This window comes from Streptomyces pyxinicus, assembly GCF_024753135.1.
Taxonomy (GTDB): domain Bacteria; phylum Actinomycetota; class Actinomycetes; order Streptomycetales; family Streptomycetaceae; genus Streptomyces; species Streptomyces pyxinicus.
This window is the reverse complement of record NZ_JANUGP010000005.1, coordinates 242,368-258,262: the sequence shown is the minus strand read 5'-3', so window position 1 is coordinate 258,262 and position 15,895 is coordinate 242,368. Positions and strand designations below refer to the sequence as shown.

14 protein-coding genes are annotated in these 15,895 nt (G+C 72.9%); 11 read left to right on the top strand and 3 right to left on the bottom strand.

Annotation, left to right across the window (positions count from 1 at the left end):
* Window positions 1-9 precede the first annotated feature (9 nt).
* Complete coding sequence (gene holA / locus NX794_RS09625) at window positions 10-999, top strand: DNA polymerase III subunit delta (RefSeq protein ID WP_258777870.1); 990 nt, start codon at window positions 10-12, stop codon at window positions 997-999.
* Window positions 1,000-1,264: 265 nt separating this feature from the next.
* On the opposite strand, the gene rpsT is transcribed toward holA, so the two are convergent.
* A complete protein-coding gene (rpsT, locus tag NX794_RS09620) occupies window positions 1,265-1,525 on the bottom strand; it encodes a 30S ribosomal protein S20 (protein ID WP_258777869.1) in 261 nt (86 codons plus the stop codon).
* A 226-nt stretch (window positions 1,526-1,751) separates the two neighbouring features.
* Here rpsT and lepA point away from each other — a divergent pair, with 226 nt between their 5' ends.
* The 4 genes from lepA (at window position 1,752) to hemW (ending at window position 9,008) form a co-directional block, all read left to right on the top strand.
* A complete protein-coding gene (lepA, locus tag NX794_RS09615) occupies window positions 1,752-3,626 on the top strand; it encodes a translation elongation factor 4 (protein ID WP_258777868.1) in 1,875 nt (624 codons plus the stop codon).
* A gap of 281 nt (window positions 3,627-3,907) precedes the next feature.
* On the top strand, window positions 3,908-5,782 hold the full coding sequence (locus NX794_RS09610; protein WP_258777867.1) for an AMP-dependent synthetase/ligase: 1,875 nt from the start codon (window positions 3,908-3,910) through the stop codon (window positions 5,780-5,782).
* Window positions 5,783-5,924: 142 nt separating this feature from the next.
* Complete coding sequence (locus NX794_RS09605; protein WP_258777937.1) at window positions 5,925-7,748, top strand: SpoIIE family protein phosphatase; 1,824 nt, start codon at window positions 5,925-5,927, stop codon at window positions 7,746-7,748.
* A 27-nt stretch (window positions 7,749-7,775) separates the two neighbouring features.
* Window positions 7,776-9,008 carry a radical SAM family heme chaperone HemW gene (gene hemW, locus NX794_RS09600; RefSeq protein WP_258777866.1) on the top strand — a complete coding sequence of 411 codons (1,233 nt, stop codon included), beginning with the start codon at window positions 7,776-7,778 and terminating at the stop codon, window positions 9,006-9,008.
* A 9-nt stretch (window positions 9,009-9,017) separates the two neighbouring features.
* On the opposite strand, the gene NX794_RS09595 is transcribed toward hemW, so the two are convergent.
* On the bottom strand, window positions 9,018-9,827 hold the full coding sequence (locus NX794_RS09595; protein ID WP_258777865.1) for a DUF3097 domain-containing protein: 810 nt from the start codon (window positions 9,825-9,827) through the stop codon (window positions 9,018-9,020).
* A 34-nt stretch (window positions 9,828-9,861) separates the two neighbouring features.
* Window positions 9,862-10,581 carry an MBL fold metallo-hydrolase gene (locus NX794_RS09590; protein WP_258777863.1) on the bottom strand — a complete coding sequence of 240 codons (720 nt, stop codon included), beginning with the start codon at window positions 10,579-10,581 and terminating at the stop codon, window positions 9,862-9,864.
* 179 nt (window positions 10,582-10,760) lie between these two features.
* On the opposite strand from NX794_RS09590, the gene hrcA reads away from it, so the two are divergent.
* The 6 genes from hrcA (at window position 10,761) to NX794_RS09560 (ending at window position 15,837) form a co-directional block, all read left to right on the top strand.
* Window positions 10,761-11,777 carry a heat-inducible transcriptional repressor HrcA gene (hrcA, locus tag NX794_RS09585; protein ID WP_258777862.1) on the top strand — a complete coding sequence of 339 codons (1,017 nt, stop codon included), beginning with the start codon at window positions 10,761-10,763 and terminating at the stop codon, window positions 11,775-11,777.
* A complete protein-coding gene (dnaJ, locus tag NX794_RS09580) occupies window positions 11,778-12,914 on the top strand; it encodes a molecular chaperone DnaJ (RefSeq protein WP_258777861.1) in 1,137 nt (378 codons plus the stop codon). It begins immediately after the preceding gene.
* 100 nt (window positions 12,915-13,014) lie between these two features.
* Window positions 13,015-14,091, top strand: a complete 1,077-nt coding sequence (locus tag NX794_RS09575; RefSeq protein ID WP_258777860.1) for a nitronate monooxygenase — start codon at window positions 13,015-13,017, stop codon at window positions 14,089-14,091.
* Window positions 14,088-14,825 (top strand): 16S rRNA (uracil(1498)-N(3))-methyltransferase, encoded by a 738-nt coding sequence (locus tag NX794_RS09570; RefSeq protein ID WP_258777859.1) that lies wholly within the window; start codon window positions 14,088-14,090, stop codon window positions 14,823-14,825. The genes NX794_RS09575 and NX794_RS09570 overlap by 4 nt, the downstream gene beginning before the upstream one ends.
* An 18-nt stretch (window positions 14,826-14,843) precedes the next feature.
* Window positions 14,844-15,236 (top strand): VOC family protein, encoded by a 393-nt coding sequence (locus NX794_RS09565; protein ID WP_258777858.1) that lies wholly within the window; start codon window positions 14,844-14,846, stop codon window positions 15,234-15,236.
* A gap of 70 nt (window positions 15,237-15,306) precedes the next feature.
* Window positions 15,307-15,837: a hypothetical protein gene (locus NX794_RS09560; protein ID WP_258777857.1), complete on the top strand. Its 531-nt coding sequence runs from the start codon at window positions 15,307-15,309 to the stop codon at window positions 15,835-15,837.
* Window positions 15,838-15,895 lie beyond the last annotated feature (58 nt).

The following is a 15,895-nucleotide window of genomic DNA, read 5'->3' as shown; positions in this document are numbered from 1 at the left end:
CTGTAAGCGATGGCCAGGAAGAATGCGAATGACGACCCTCTCGCCCCGGTGACACTCGCCGTGGGCCAGGAGGACCTCCTGCTCGACCGTGCCGTGCGGGAGGTGGTGGCCGCCGCCAGGGCCGCCGACGCCGACACGGACGTACGCGACCTCACCCCGGACCAGTTGCAGCCCGGCACACTCGCCGAGCTGACCAGTCCCTCGCTCTTCGCCGAGCGCAAAGTCGTGGTCGTACGCAACGCGCAGGACCTGTCCGCCGACACGGTCAAGGACGTGAAGGCCTATCTCGGTTCGCCCGCCGAGGAGATCACCCTGGTGCTGCTGCACGCCGGCGGCGCCAAGGGCAAGGGGCTGCTCGACGCCGCGCGCAAGGCGGGCGCGCGGGAGGTGGCCTGCCCGAAGATGACGAAGCCGGCGGACCGGCTGGCCTTCGTTCGGGGGGAGTTCCGTTCCTCCGGGCGGTCGGCGACACCCGAGGCCTGCCAGACGCTGTGCGACGCCATCGGCAGCGATCTGCGCGAGCTGGCCGCGGCGGTCTCCCAGTTGGTCGCCGACGTGGAGGGGACGATCGACGAGGCGGTCGTCGGGCGGTACTACACGGGCCGGGCCGAGGCCTCCAGCTTCACGGTCGCCGACCGAGCCGTGGAGGGGCGCACCGCGGAGGCACTGGAGGCGCTCAGATGGTCGCTGGCGACGGGCGTGGCGCCGGTGCTGATCACCAGCGCGCTCGCCCAGGGCGTGCGGGCGATCGGAAAGCTGTCCTCGGCGCGCGGGGGCCGGCCGGCCGACCTGGCCCGGGAACTGGGCATGCCGCCCTGGAAGATCGACCGGGTACGGCAGCAGATGCGGGGCTGGACCCCGGACGGGGTGGCCCTGGCCATGCGAGCGGTCGCGGAAGCGGACGCCGGAGTGAAGGGAGGTGGGGACGATCCCGAGTACGCGCTGGAGAAGGCGGTGGTGACGATCGCCCGCGCCGCCCGCTCCAGAGGCCGGGGCTGACGGGAGCAGGACCTGACCCCACCGCGCGGCACCGGCGGCGGCCCGGGGCTGCCAGGAGCCGTCGGACGGGGGCAGGGCATGCCGAAGGCCCCGTCGCTCGCCCTGGGGAAGGGAGAGGCGCCGGGGCCTTCGGGTCAAAGCTGTCGAGCCCGTTCCCGCGTGGCGAACGCAGGCCGCGAACAGGCTCTGGGGTGCCGGTCGGGAGCGGATGAGAGAGGGCCCGCTCTGGGTCCTTCCGGCGGTCAGATCAGAAAGGAGTTCAGGCTTAGAGGGCCGTGGCCTTGGAAGCAAGCGCCGACTTCTTGTTGGCGGCCTGGTTCTTGTGGATGACGCCCTTCGAGACGGCCTTGTCGAGCGCACGCGCGGCAGCGCGCTGCAGCTCGTTGGCCTTCTCGGTGTCACCCGCGGCAGCGGCCTCGCGGGCCTTGCGGATCGCGGTCTTCAGAGAGGACTTGACGGCCTTGTTGCGCAGCCGGGCCTTCTCGTTGGTCTTGTTCCGCTTGATCTGGGACTTGATGTTCGCCACGAAGGAGCCTTTTCAGGTTCAGGCACGGGGCCGTGGAGGTCCCGAGCCGGTGATCCGAGAATTTTCTGACGCGCCTCGCGCTGAGAGGGCATGAGGCACAGCCATCTACAGTACCAGTGGCCCTGCGAGCGGCCCAAAACGGTCCCCGGTCCGCGCCCGTGGGACCATGGAGACTACGTATAGATCCGACCCGAGGCATAAGGCGCCTCAAGAGACAGGACCCTGCGTGCCCGCGACCCCTCACCACGTGCCCGAGCCGAGCCGTACCGCCCCGGCGCTGATCCGCAATTTCTGCATCATCGCGCACATCGACCACGGCAAGTCCACGCTCGCCGACCGGATGCTCCAGCTGACCGGTGTGGTCGAGCAGCGGCAGATGCGCGCTCAGTACCTCGACCGGATGGACATCGAGCGCGAGCGCGGCATCACGATCAAGTCCCAGGCGGTGCGTCTGCCCTGGGCCCCGACCCAGGGGCCCGACCAGGGCACGACGCACATCCTCAACATGATCGACACCCCGGGGCACGTCGACTTCACCTACGAGGTCTCGCGGTCGCTGGCCGCCTGCGAGGGCACCGTCCTCCTCGTCGACGCCGCCCAGGGCATCGAGGCGCAGACCCTCGCCAACCTGTACCTGGCGATGGAGAACGACCTCACGATCATCCCGGTGCTGAACAAGATCGACCTGCCGGCCGCGCAGCCGGAGAAGTTCGCCGAGGAGCTGGCGAACCTGGTCGGCTGCGACCCCGAGGACGTGCTCAAGGTCTCCGCGAAGACGGGTCTCGGCGTCGACGCGCTGCTGGACAAGGTCGTCAAGGAGATCCCGGCCCCGGTCGGTGTCGCCGACGCGCCCGCCCGCGCGATGATCTTCGACTCGGTCTACGACTCCTACCGCGGTGTGGTGACGTACGTCCGTGTCATCGACGGCCAGCTCAACAAGCGCGAGCGCATCAGGATGATGTCGACCGGCGCCACCCACGAGCTGTTGGAGATCGGCGTCAGCTCGCCCGAGATGCTGCCGGCCGACGGCCTGGGCGTCGGCGAGGTGGGCTATCTCATCACCGGTGTGAAGGACGTGCGCCAGTCCAAGGTCGGTGACACCGTCACCAGCCAGCACAAGGGGGCCACGGAGGCGCTCGGCGGGTACAAGGACCCCAAGCCGATGGTCTTCTCCGGCCTGTATCCGCTGGACGGCTCGGACTACCCCGAGCTGCGCGAGGCCCTGGACAAGCTCCAGCTCAACGACGCCGCCCTGGTCTACGAGCCGGAGACCTCCGCCGCCCTCGGCTTCGGCTTCCGCGTCGGCTTCCTCGGCCTGCTGCACCTGGACGTGATCCGGGAGCGCCTGGAGCGCGAGTTCGGCCTCGACCTGATCGCCACCGCCCCGAACGTGGTCTACCGCGTGGTCATGGAGGACGGCAGCGAGATCACGGTCACCAACCCGAGCGAGTTCCCCGAGGGCAAGATCGGCGAGGTCTACGAGCCGGTGGTGCGGGCCACGATCCTCGCGCCGACCGAGTTCATCGGCGCGATCATGGAGCTGTGCCAGACCCGGCGCGGCACCCTGCTCGGCATGGACTACCTCTCCGAGGACCGCGTCGAGATCCGCTACACGCTGCCGCTCGCGGAGATCGTCTTCGACTTCTTCGACCAGCTGAAGTCCAAGACCCGCGGCTACGCCTCGCTGGACTACGAGCCCACCGGCGAGCAGACCAGCTCCCTGGTCAAGGTCGACATCCTGCTGCACGGCGACAAGGTGGACGCCTTCTCGGCGATCACCCACCGGGACCAGGCGTACGCGTACGGCGTACGGCTGGTGGCCAAGCTCAAGGAGCTGATCCCGCGGCAGAGCTTCGAGGTGCCGGTCCAGGCCGCCATCGGCTCGCGGGTGATCGCCCGCGAGACCATCCGCGCCATCCGCAAGGACGTCCTCGCCAAGTGCTACGGCGGCGACATCTCCCGTAAGCGCAAGCTGCTGGAGAAGCAGAAGGAAGGCAAGAAGCGGATGAAGATGGTGGGTTCGGTGGAGGTTCCGCAGGAGGCCTTCATCGCGGTGCTGTCCAGCGACGACAGCGCGGGGCCGGCCAAGGGCAAGAAGTAACCGCCGGCACCGAAGGTGTGACCCCCGGTAACGGAGGGGTGCGCTCGCATAACGGGTGCCAAGGGGCCCGTCGCACGAAAGTGCGGCGGGCCCCTACGCGCGCGTAGCGTCGCTCTGCGTGGAAAGTGACAGGCCGAGGCCCCTTACGCAGCGGGCGGTCGCGGCTTACCCTGATGCCTGCTCGCTAGTTACTCGCGAGTTAAACAACAGCCCGAGTCCCCACCGTGAGTGAATCCAGCCGCACCGAGTCAGCCGCACCGTCGCGGGCCCCGGAGGATGTCGTGACCGACACACAGACCCTGATCGAGAACCGTCCGCCGTCCGTCGCGGCCCTCTTCCTGGAGCGCGTGGCGGCGACACCGGACGCCGAGGCCTACCGCTACCCGGTGCCACCGGCCTCCGGTCAGGGCCCCGACGACTGGAAGTCGCTCAGCTGGGCACAGGCCGCCGACCGGGTCTTCGCGATCGCGGCCGGCCTCATCGAACTGGGCGTCGAGGCCGAGCAGCGTGTCGCGCTCGCCTCCTCCACCCGCGTCGAGTGGATCCTCGCCGACCTCGGCATCATGTGCGCGGGCGGCGCCACCACCACCGTCTATCCGCAGACCAACGCCGACGAGTCGACGTACATCCTCTCGGACTCCGAGAGCCGGGTGCTGATCGCCGAGGACGCCGCGCAGGTCGCCAAGGCGGTCGAGAAGCGCGCCGAGCTGCCCGACCTGATGAAGGTCGTGGTCATCGACCCGGCGGGCGTCACCGAGGACGACTTCGTCGTCTCCCTCGCCGAGCTGGAGCGGCGCGGCGCCGCCTACCTGGAGCAGCACCCGCAGCTCATCAAGGAGCGGGTCGGCGCGATCACCAAGGAGCAGCTCGCCACCCTCATCTACACCTCCGGCACCACCGGCCGCCCCAAGGGGGTGCGCCTGCCGCACGACAACTGGTCGTACATGGCGAAGGCGATCTCCGCGACCGGGATGCTCGGCGCCGAGGACGTGCAGTACCTGTGGCTGCCGCTCGCCCACGTCTTCGGCAAGGTGCTGACCTCCGGGCAGATCGAGATCGGGCACGTCACCGCCGTGGACGGCCGCGTCGACAAGATCATCGAGAACCTGCCGGTCGTGCGGCCGACGTACATGGCGGCCGTGCCCCGGATCTTCGAGAAGGTCTACAACGGCGTGGCGGCCAAGGCCCGCGAGGGCGGCGCGGCCAAGTACAAGATCTTCCAGTGGGCCGCCGAGGTCGCCCGCGAGTACGCGAAGGTCACCCAGGACAACTTCCGCCGCACCGGCACCGCCTCCGCCCCCATGGGCCTGGCCGCCCGGCACAAGGTCGCCGACACCCTCGTCTACGGCAAGCTCCGCGAGGCCTTCGGCGGCCGGCTGCGCGCCTGTGTCTCCGGCGCCTCCGCGCTCGCCCCCGAGATCGGCTACTTCTTCGCCGGCGCCGGCATCCACGTCCTGGAGGGCTACGGCCTCACCGAGTCCTCCGCCGCCTCCTTCGTCAACCCGGGCGAGGCCTACCGCACCGGCACCGTCGGCAAGCCGCTGCCCGGCACCGAGGTGCGCGTCGCGGACGACGGCGAGATCCTGCTGCGCGGTCCCGGCATCATGCAGGGCTACCACAAGCTGCCGGAGAAGACCGCCGAGGTGCTGGAGTCCGACGGCTGGTTCCACACCGGCGACATCGGCGAGCTGTCCCCCGACGGCTACCTGCGCATCACCGACCGCAAGAAGGACCTGATCAAGACCTCCGGCGGCAAGTACGTCGCGCCCGCCGAGGTCGAGGGCCAGTTCAAGGCGGTGTGCCCCTACGTCTCCAACATCCTGGTGCACGGCGCCGACCGGAACTACTGCACCGCCCTCATCGCCCTCGACGAACTCGCCCTCCAGGAGTGGGCCAAGGACAACGGCCTGGAGGGCAGGCCGTACGCGGAGATCGTCGCCGCGCCGCAGACGGTCGAGATGGTCGACGGGTACGTGCGGGAGCTGAACGCCGGGCTCCAGCGCTGGCAGACGATCAAGAAGTTCCGGCTGCTGCCGCGCGACCTCGACGTCGAGCACGGCGAGATCACGCCGAGCCTGAAGCTGAAGCGGCCGGTGGTCGAGCGGGAGTACAAGCACCTCATCGAGGACATGTACGCCGGAGCCCGGGAGAAGTAGGCCGGGGACCGGCCCCGGACCGTCCCCGCCCGAAACGTTCCGTCTTCTGTCCCTCCCGTAGCACGGTTCTCGGCCATGACTGGCCGTTTCGGTGACTCCGTGCTGATGTCCGCCCCCGGTCTGTCACCCTGGCCGCATGGACATGGCGGCCATACCGACGCAGCGGGACAGCGCGGCCCCGTACCGCGAGGCGAGCGGGCGGGCCACGCTGCCCGGCAGCCCGCTCGCGCCCGGGACGGCGCGCTCGCTGGTGCGCGCCGCGCTCGCCGAGGTGCCCGGGACCGCGCCCCGGCTCGCGGACGACGCCATGGCGGTGGTCAGCGAACTGGTCACCAACGCCGTCGTGCACGCCGGCACCGAGGTCGAGGTGGAGTGGCGGCTGGAGGGGACCGGCGCGTTCGTCGTGGAGGTGAGCGACCTGCACCCCTCCCGCGCCCCGCGCGACGCCGTCGGCGGCGAGACGCCGTACGACACGGCCGAGTACGGGCGCGGGCTGCGGCTCGTCGCCACGCTCGCCGAGTCCTGGGGCGTCACCTACCGCCGCGCCGCGAAGACGGTGTGGGCGCGGCTGCCTCCCGAGGGCGGCCAGGACCTCGACGGACCCGGTCCCGAGCCCGCCCTGGAGGTCGCCGAGGACCTCGCCCCGCAGCCGTACCGCGCGGACGGCGACCGGGACTGGCTCGGCCGGGGCGCGCTGTCCTTCCTCGCCGAGGCATCCGACCTGCTCGCCGGACAGCTGGACGAGAACCTGGTCGCCGCCCTCACCGGCCAGCTCATCGTGCCCCGGCTCGCCGACTGGTGCGCGCTCTGGCTGGAGGACGAGGCCACCGCCCGCGCCGGCGGCCCCGGCAGCGGTCCGGCCCGGGTCTGGCACGTCAGCGAGCCGCACATCGAGGAACTGCGCTGCGCCCTGGAGAAGGCACCGCCGGCGCACCGGGACGGACCCCGGTCGGGCCCGGAGCCGTACCCCTGGCCGGGTGCCGCGCTGGGCCCGCAGGGCGTCCACGGCACGGCGCTGGCATACCGGCTGATCGCGGGCGGGCGGCCGCTCGGCACCCTGGTCATCGGCCGCGGCGGGCTGCTCGGCTTCCCGGACGAGGTGACCGGCCTGGTGGAGGACCTCGGCCGCCGGGTCGCGCTCGCCATCGGCGCGGCCCGGCAGTACGCCCGCCAGGCCACCATCAGCGCCGTCCTCCAGCGCGGCCTGCTGCCCGGCGCCGTCGCCGAGATCCCCGGGGTGAGCAGCGCGCTCGTCTACGAGCCCTGCGAGGGCGGCGGCCCCAGCGGCGACTTCTACGACCTCTTCCCGGCCGGTGACGGCCGCTGGTGCTTCGCCGTCGGCGACGTGCAGGGCAAGGGTCCCGAGGCGGCGGTCGTGATCGGCCTGGCCCGCCCCTGGCTGCGGCTGCTCGCCCGCGAGGGCTACCGGGTCGCCGACGTCCTGGACCGCCTCAACCAGCTCCTGCTGGACGACGCCACCGAGGCCGCCGACGCCGCCGCCCGCGCCCTGGTCGCCGCCGGCGGCCGTGCCGTACCGCCCGGCGACGGCCCCCAGACCCGCTTCCTGTCCCTGCTCTACGGCGAACTGGTCCCGCACGACGGCGGCCTGCGCTGCACCCTCGCCTCCGCCGGACACCCGCTGCCGCTGGTGCTCGGCCCCGACGGCACCGTGCGCACCGCCGCCCGGCCGCAGACCCTGCTCGGCGTGGTGGAGGACGAGACGTACACCAGCGAGACCCTCGACCTGCGGCCCGGCGACAGCCTGCTGTGCGTCACCGACGGGGTGACCGAGCGCCGCTCCGGCTCCCGCCAGTTCGACGACGGCGACGGGCTCGCTCGGGCCCTGTCCGGCTGCGCGGGCCTGAGCGCCGAGGGGATAGCCGAAAGGATCCGCCGCCTGGTGCACGACTTCGGCGGCGGCCCGCCCGAGGACGACCTGGCGCTGCTGGTGCTCCAGGCGGAGTGACCGCGCCGGTGCTGGACAATGGAGGGCATGCCTTCCGCACTCCCCGACGGCGAGCCCGTCCCCGCCGACGGCGCGCTGCCCGCGCGCGCGCTCGCCGGGGCGGCCGAGCGACCCCTCGGCTTCTACCTGCACGTGCCGTACTGCGCGACCCGCTGCGGCTACTGCGACTTCAACACCTACACCGCCACCGAGCTGCGCGGCACCGGCGGTGTGCTCGCCTCCCGCGACAACTACGCGGACACCCTCACCGACGAGGTCCGCCTCGCCCGCAAGGTGCTCGGCGACGACCCGCGCGAGGTCCGCACGGTGTTCGTCGGCGGCGGCACGCCGACCCTGCTGGCCGCGGGCGACCTGGTGCGGATGCTGGCGGCCATCCGGGACGAGTTCGGGCTCGCGGCGGACGCGGAGATCACCACCGAGGCGAACCCGGAGTCCGTGGACCCGGCCTACCTCGCCACCCTGCGCGAGGGCGGCTTCAACCGGATCTCCTTCGGCATGCAGAGCGCCCGGCGACACGTGCTGAAGGTCCTCGACCGCACCCACACCCCCGGGCGCCCCGAGGCGTGCGTGGCGGAGGCCCGCGCGGCCGGCTTCGACCACGTCAACCTCGACCTGATCTACGGCACGCCGGGGGAGAGCGACGACGACTGGCGGGCCTCCCTGGACGCGGCGATCGCGGCGGGCCCCGACCACGTCAGCGCCTACGCGCTCATCGTCGAGGAGGGCACCCAGCTCGCCCGCCGCGTCCGCCGGGGCGAGGTCCCCATGACCGACGACGACGTGCACGCCGACCGCTACCTGATCGCCGAGGAGACCCTGTCGGCGGCGGGCTTCGACTGGTACGAGGTGTCCAACTGGGCCACCTCCGAGGCCGGGCGGTGCCTGCACAACGAGCTGTACTGGCGCGGCGCCGACTGGTGGGGCGCGGGTCCGGGCGCCCACTCCCACGTCGGCGGGGTGCGCTGGTGGAACGTCAAGCACCCCGGCGCCTACGCGGCGGCCCTCGCCTCCGGGCGCTCACCGGGCGCCGGCCGCGAGCTGCTCTCCGAGGAGGACCGGCGCGTCGAGCGGATCCTGCTGGAGCTGCGCCTGCGCGAGGGCGTCCCGCTGTCCCTGCTGAGGCCCGGGGGCCGGGCGGCCTCCCGGCGCTTCCTGGCGGACGGCCTGCTCGCCGCCGGCTCCTACGACGCGGGCCGGGCCGTCCTCACCCTGCGTGGACGGCTGCTCGCGGACGCGGTGGTACGGGACCTGGTGGACTGAACCCCGGGGTCAGTCCTCCGGCGCCGTCACGAAGTCGATGAGTTCCTCGACGCGGCCCAGCAGCTCGGGCTCCAGGTCCCGGTACGAGGTCACGCGCTTGAGGACGGCCTGCCACACCGCGCCCGTGTTCTCCGGCCAGCCCAGCGCCCGGCACACGCCCGTCTTCCAGTCCTGGCCGCGCGGCACCCGGGGCCATGCCTCGATGCCCACCGCGGCCGGCTTCACCGCCTCCCAGATGTCGATGTACGGGTGGCCGACGACCAGCGCGTGCTCGCTGGTGACCGACCGGGCGATGTGCCACTCCTTCGTGCCCGGCAGCAGGTGGTCCACCAGCACGCCGAGGCGGGCGTCGGGACCGGGGCCGAACTCGGCGACGATGCCCGGCAGGTCGTCCACGCCCCCCAGGTACTCCACGACCACGCCCTCGACGCGCAGGTCGTCGCCCCAGACCTTCTCCACCAGCTCGGCGTCGTGCCGGCCCTCGACGTAGATGCGGCCGGCGCGGGCCACCCGGGCGCGGGCGCCGGGCACGGCCACCGAGCCGGACGCCGTGCGGGTGGGCCGTGCCGGGGCCGCGGCCGGCGGCCGGACCAGGGTCACCACCCTGCCCTCCAGCAGGAAGCCGCGCGGCTCCAGCGGGAACACCCGGTGCTTGCCGAAGCGGTCCTCCAGCGTCACCGTGCCCGCCTCGCAGCGGATCACCGCCCCGCAGAACCCGCTGCCGGGCTCCTCCACCACCAGGCCGGCCTCGGCCGGGACCTCCGGCACGGGCTTCGGCTTCTTCCAGGGCGGGGTGAGGTCGGTGGAGTACTGGCGCATTCGGATGACGATAGGAGAAGCCGTGCTGCCGTGCTCAGGACACGCCGAAACGCGCCGCCAGCTCGTCGCGCTGCCGTCGGACGAAGGCCGCGTCCACCACCGCTCCGTGACCCGGCACGTACAGCGCGTCCGCGCCGCCCAGCGCCAGCAGCCGGTCGAGCGCGGCCGGCCAGCGGGACGGCACCGCGTCCGGGCCCGCCTGCGGGGCGTCCGACTCCTCCACCAGGTCCCCGCAGAACACCACCTCCGGGCTGCCCGGTACCAACACCGCCAGGTCGTGCGCGGTGTGCCCGGGACCCACGTTCGCCAGCAGCGCCTGACGGCCGCCGAGGTCCAGCGTCCACTCGCCGGACACCGGGTGGCGGGGCGGCACGAGCGCGTCCACCGCCTCCTCGGCGTCGGCGGCGGGCAGGCCGTACCGGACCGCGTCCGCGCGCAGCTCGTCCGCCCGGTGCCGGAACAGGGCGTCCACCCCGACCGCCGCGTACGTCTCCGCCCCGGCGAGGGCCGGCGCCCCGAGGACGTGGTCGAAGTGCGGGTGGGTCAGCGCGAGATGGGTCACACGGCCGCCGGCCAGCCGCTCGGCCGCGCCCCGCAGCCGGGCGCCCTCGGCCGGACTCGACCCGGCGTCCACCATCAGCGCCGTACCCTGGCCGAGGACGAGGCCCACCGTGCAGTCCCAGCCGGGCAGCCGGCACCGCCCCACCCCGGCGGCCAGCCGCTCCCACCCCAGCTCTTCCCAAGTCACCGTCATACCGGGACGCTATAGGCCCCGGCGCTACGAGCCGGTACGTGACCGGACCGACCTTGCCCCGGCCGTACCCGACGGCCGTACACTGGGCCGGGGATCGCTGGCACTCGCGCGGAGGGAGTGCCAGACGGGACCCGCGGGAAGAGCGGGGACGAGGGACGACGTGCTGGAGGTGCGCGCGGATGCTGAGTGAACGCAGGCTGCAGGTGCTGCGCGCCATCGTCCAGGACTACGTGGGCACCGAGGAGCCGGTCGGCTCCAAGGCGCTGACCGAGCGGCACGGCCTCGGCGTCTCCCCGGCGACCATCCGCAACGACATGGCGGCCCTGGAGGACGAGGGGTACATCGCGCAGCCGCACACCAGTGCCGGCCGCGTCCCCACCGACAAGGGCTACCGGCTGTTCGTGGACAAGCTCGCCGGCGTCAAGCCGATGACCGCGCCCGAGCGCCGCGCCATCCAGAACTTCCTGGAGGGCTCGGTCGACCTCGACGACGTGGTGGCCCGCACGGTGCGGCTGCTCGCGCAGCTCACCCGGCAGGTCGCCGTCGTGCAGTACCCCTCGCTGACCCGGTCCACCGTGCGGCACGTGGAACTGCTCTCGCTCGCCCCGGCGCGCCTGATGCTCGTGCTGATCACGGACACCGGCCGGGTCGAGCAGCGGATGGTCGACTGCCCGGCGCCGTTCGGTGAGAGCGCGCTCGCGGACCTGCGGGCGCGGCTGAACAGCCGGGTCGCGGCCCGCCGGTTCGCCGATGTGCCGAAGCTGGTCGAGGACCTGCCGGACGCCTTCGACCCGGAGGACCGCGGTACGGTCTCCACGGTGCTCTCCACCCTGCTGGAGACACTGGTCGAGGAGAACGAGGAGCGGCTGATGATCGGCGGCACCGCCAATCTCACCCGCTTCGGGCATGACTTCCCCCTCACGATCCGGCCCGTCCTGGAGGCTCTGGAGGAGCACGTGGTGCTGCTCAAACTCCTCGGCGAGGCCAAGGATCCGGGCGTGATGGTGCGTATCGGGCACGAGAACGCCCACGAGGGGCTCAACTCCACCTCAGTGGTGTCGGTCGGTTACGGTTCGGGCGGCGAGGCGGTTGCCAAGCTCGGCGTGGTCGGACCGACCCGCATGGACTATCCGGGAACGATGGGAGCGGTACGCGCAGTGGCACGGTACGTCGGACAGATCCTGGCGGAGTCGTAAGTGGCCACGGACTACTACGCCGTTCTCGGCGTGCGCCGCGACGCGTCGCAGGATGAGATCAAGAAGGCGTTCCGTCGGCTCGCGCGCGAGCTGCACCCGGACGTCAACCCCGATCCGAAGACCCAGGAGCGGTTCAAGGAGATCAACGCCGCCTACGAGGTGCTGTCGGACCCGCAGAAGAAGCAGGTCTACGACCTCGGCGGCGACCCGCTCTCCCAGTCGGGCGGCGGTGGCGCGGGCGGCTTCGGCGCCGGCGGCTTCGGCAACTTCTCCGACATCATGGACGCGTTCTTCGGTACGGCGTCGCAGCGCGGGCCCCGCTCGCGCACCCGGCGCGGCCAGGACGCGATGATCCGGATCGACGTGGAGCTGGACGAGGCGGCCTTCGGGACGACCAAGGACATCCAGGTCGACACCGCGATCGTCTGCAACACCTGCGACGGCGAGGGCGCGGCCCCGGGCACCTCCGCCCAGACGTGCGACATGTGCCGCGGCCGCGGTGAGGTCTCGCAGGTCACCCGGTCCTTCCTCGGCCAGGTCATGACCTCCCGGCCCTGCCCCCAGTGCCAGGGCTTCGGCACTGTCGTGCCCACCCCGTGCCCGGAGTGCGCCGGGGACGGCCGGGTCCGCTCGCGCCGCACGCTCACCGTGAAGATCCCGGCCGGTGTCGACAACGGCACCCGGATCCAGCTCGCCGGCGAGGGCGAGGTCGGCCCCGGCGGCGGTCCGGCCGGCGACCTGTACGTCGAGATCCACGAGCTGCCGCACTCCACCTTCCAGCGGCGCGGCGACGACCTGCACTGCACGGTCACCATCCCGATGACGGCGGCGGCGCTCGGCACCAAGGTGCCGCTGGAGACGCTGGACGGCATGGAGGAGGTCGACATCCGGCCCGGTACCCAGTCCGGCCAGTCGATCCCGCTGCACGGCCGGGGCGTCACGCATCTGCGCGGCGGCGGCCGGGGCGACCTGATCGTGCACGTCGAGGTCACCACCCCGACCAAGCTCGACCCGGAGCAGGAGCGCCTGCTGCGGGAGCTGTCCAAGCTGCGCGGCGAGGAGCGGCCCACGGGCCAGTTCCAGCCCGGTCAGCAGGGGCTGTTCTCGCGGCTGAAGGACGCCTTCAACGGACGCTGAGACACCGGTCGCGGGGCGCTCCGGCGCCCCGTATGCCGGTGGCCTATGCCATGGGAAGCCCGGATTCGGACTTGTTCGAAGGACGTGACAACATGCGGTCATGTCCTCCGCGCTGACCGATCTCTTCCCCCACCCGATCGTGCAGGCCCCCATGGCGGGCGGGGTCTCCGTCCCGCAGCTCGCCGCCGCCGTCTCCGAGGCCGGGGGGCTCGGATTCCTCGCCGCCGGGTACAAGACCGCCGACGGCATGTACCAGGAGATCAAGCGGCTGCGCGGGCTCACCGGCCGCCCCTTCGGCGTGAACGTGTTCATGCCGCAGCCGGAGTACGCCGAGTCGGGCGCCGTGGAGCTGTACGCCCAGCAACTGGCGGGCGAGGCCGCCTGGTACGACGCCGAGCTGGGCGACCCGGACTGCGGGCGGGACGACGGCTACGAGGCGAAGCTCGCCGTACTCCTCGACAACCCGGTGCCGGTGGTCTCCTTCCACTTCGGCGTGCCCAAGCCGGACGTGCTGGAGCGGTTGCGCCGGGCCGGTACCGTCACCCTGGTCACGGCCACCACCGCGGACGAGGCGCGGGCGGTCGAGCGGGCCGGTGCGGACGCGGTGATCGCCCAGGGCGTGGAGGCCGGCGGTCACCAGGGCACGCACCGCGACACCCGGGAGAACGACGGCGCCGGCATCGGCCTGCTGTCGCTGATCACCCAGGTCCGCGAGGCCGTGGGCATCCCGGTCGTCGCCGCCGGCGGCCTGATGCGCGGCGCCCAGATCGCCGCCGTCCTCGCGGCCGGCGCGAGCGCCGCCCAGCTCGGCACCGCGTTCCTCGCGACCCCCGAGTCCGGCGCCCAGGACGTGCACAAGCGGGCGCTGACCGACCCGCTGTTCGCGCGCACCGAGCTGACCCGGGCCTTCTCCGGGCGTCCGGCGCGCGGGCTGGTCAACCGGTTCCTGCGCGAGCACGGGCCGTACGCCCCCGCCGCCTACCCGGAGGTCCACCACCTCACCTCCCCGCTGCGCAAGGCCGCCGCCAAGGCCGGGGACGCGCAGGGCATGGCGCTGTGGGCGGGCCAGGGGCACCGGCTGGCCCGCGACCTGCCCGCCGGACGGCTGGTGGAGGTCCTGGCGGCCGAACTCGCCGACGCGAGGACAGCGTTGTCGGCGGGCGGTGACCCCCGATGACCGCTCCCGTCTTCGTCGTCGACCAACTCGACCCGAGCGGGCCCGAGTTCGTGCTCGACGGGCCCGAGGGGCGGCACGCGGTGTCCGTGAAGCGGCTGCGGCCGGGCGAGGACGTGGTGCTGACCGACGGCCGGGGCCGCTGGGCCGAGGGCGTCGTCAGCGCGGCCGAGGGCAAGGACCGGCTGCTGGTGACCGTGGCGGCCGTGCGCGAGGAGCCGGCCGCGGCGCCCCGGATCACCGTCGTCCAGGCGCTGCCCAAGGGTGACCGCGGTGAGCTGGCCGTCGAGACCATGACCGAGGTCGGCGTCGACGCCGTCGTGCCCTGGCAGGCGTCCCGCTGCGTCACCCAGTGGAAGGGCGAGCGCGGTCTGAAGGCGCTCGGCAAGTGGCGCTCCACCGCCCGCGAGGCCGGCAAGCAGTCCCGCCGGGTCCGCTTCCCGGAGGTCGCGGACGCGGCGACGACCCAGCAGGTGGCCGCCCTGCTCGCGCGGGCCGACTTCGCGGCCGTCCTGCACGAGAGCGGCGAGGCGCGGCTCGCCATCGCCGACCTGCCCGCCGAGGGTGAGATCGTGCTCGTCGTCGGCCCCGAGGGCGGGGTCTCCCCGGAGGAGCTGGCCCTCTTCGCGCGGGCCGGCGCCGGGCCGTACGTCCTCGGGCCCACCGTCCTGCGCACCTCCACCGCCGGCACCGCCGCGGCCGCCCTGCTGCTGGGCCGCACCGGCCGCTGGTCCTGACACCCCCCGGGGGACCCCGTGGAACTCGCCCAAGTCCGCCTCCTGGTCACCGACTTCGCGGCCTGCTACCGCTTCTACGCCGACGTCCTCGGCCTCAGACCGCAGTCCGGCGCGACCGAGGGGCCGTACGAGAAGTTCAGCCCGCACGCCGGCTCGGCCGGAATCGCCCTCCAGGACCGGGTGCTGATGGCCGAGACCTTGGACGAGCTGGGCGAGACCGCCACCGGCCACCGCTCCCTGGTCGTCCTGCGCGTGGACGACCTCGACGCCTACTGCGCCGACATCACCGCCCGCGGCGCCGTCCTCCTGCGTGGCCCGGCCCCCCTGACCGACCGCATGCGCGCCGCCCACCTGAAGGACCCCGAGGGCAATCTGGTCGAACTCCAGGAGTGGCTGCTGTTGCGTGGCTGACGGCGCCCCGATCGGGTGAGTGGCCGTATGCGGCCTTCCGCGCGGCGGACGGGGGTGGGACGCTGCCGGTATGGGGGCATCGAGGCTGGTCCGAGTCGCCGGAGTCGTGGGTCTGGTCGTCGTGGGCGGTGCCGGGATGGCCGCCTGTCAGCCGGGCGGGCTCGGATCCGCGACCGTCGCCTACACCACCGACACCACGGCGACGACCGCGCTGGAGAAACGGCACGTGGACGTCGACTGGCTGACCTGCACCGGCAGCGGCGGAGGCGGTACGGCGGCCACGTCGCCCGCGCCGAGCGAGAGCACCGTCGTGTCCGTCGACTGCAAGGGTGAGACCAAGGACGGCCGGAAGATCACCGTCACCGGCCGGGTGACCCGGGCCGTCGACGGGGCCTGTGTGCGCGGGAACCTCACCGCGAAGGTCGGCGGCCGGCAGGTGTTCCACGTCGACGGGCTCGGCGACTGCGACGCGACGCCCGGACCGACGTACCGGCCGCCCACGTACCGCCAGCCCGGCGGCCGGCCCACCGTCACGGTGACCGTCACCCGGACCCTGTGGTGCAAGGGCGACCCCACCTGCTGGCCCGTCGAGGGCAAGTGATCGGAAACCGGCGGCGGGCGCACCGGCCGCTGCGTAGAGTGACGGGGTGACCCAGGGC

Bases quoted from the DNA above. Each gene is read 5' to 3' on its own strand.
- holA (WP_258777870.1), top strand. From the start codon at position 10: ATGGCCAGGAAGAATGCGAATGACGACCCTCTCGCCCCGGTGACACTC.
- NX794_RS09605 (WP_258777937.1), top strand. From the start codon at position 5,925: ATGGCGGCCATACCGACGCAGCGGGACAGCGCGGCCCCGTACCGCGAG.
- hemW (WP_258777866.1), top strand. From the start codon at position 7,776: ATGCCTTCCGCACTCCCCGACGGCGAGCCCGTCCCCGCCGACGGCGCG.
- NX794_RS09595 (WP_258777865.1), bottom strand. From the start codon at position 9,827: ATGCGCCAGTACTCCACCGACCTCACCCCGCCCTGGAAGAAGCCGAAG.
- NX794_RS09590 (WP_258777863.1), bottom strand. From the start codon at position 10,581: ATGACGGTGACTTGGGAAGAGCTGGGGTGGGAGCGGCTGGCCGCCGGG.
- hrcA (WP_258777862.1), top strand. From the start codon at position 10,761: ATGCTGAGTGAACGCAGGCTGCAGGTGCTGCGCGCCATCGTCCAGGAC.
- NX794_RS09575 (WP_258777860.1), top strand. From the start codon at position 13,015: ATGTCCTCCGCGCTGACCGATCTCTTCCCCCACCCGATCGTGCAGGCC.
- NX794_RS09570 (WP_258777859.1), top strand. From the start codon at position 14,088: ATGACCGCTCCCGTCTTCGTCGTCGACCAACTCGACCCGAGCGGGCCC.
- NX794_RS09560 (WP_258777857.1), top strand. From the start codon at position 15,307: ATGGGGGCATCGAGGCTGGTCCGAGTCGCCGGAGTCGTGGGTCTGGTC.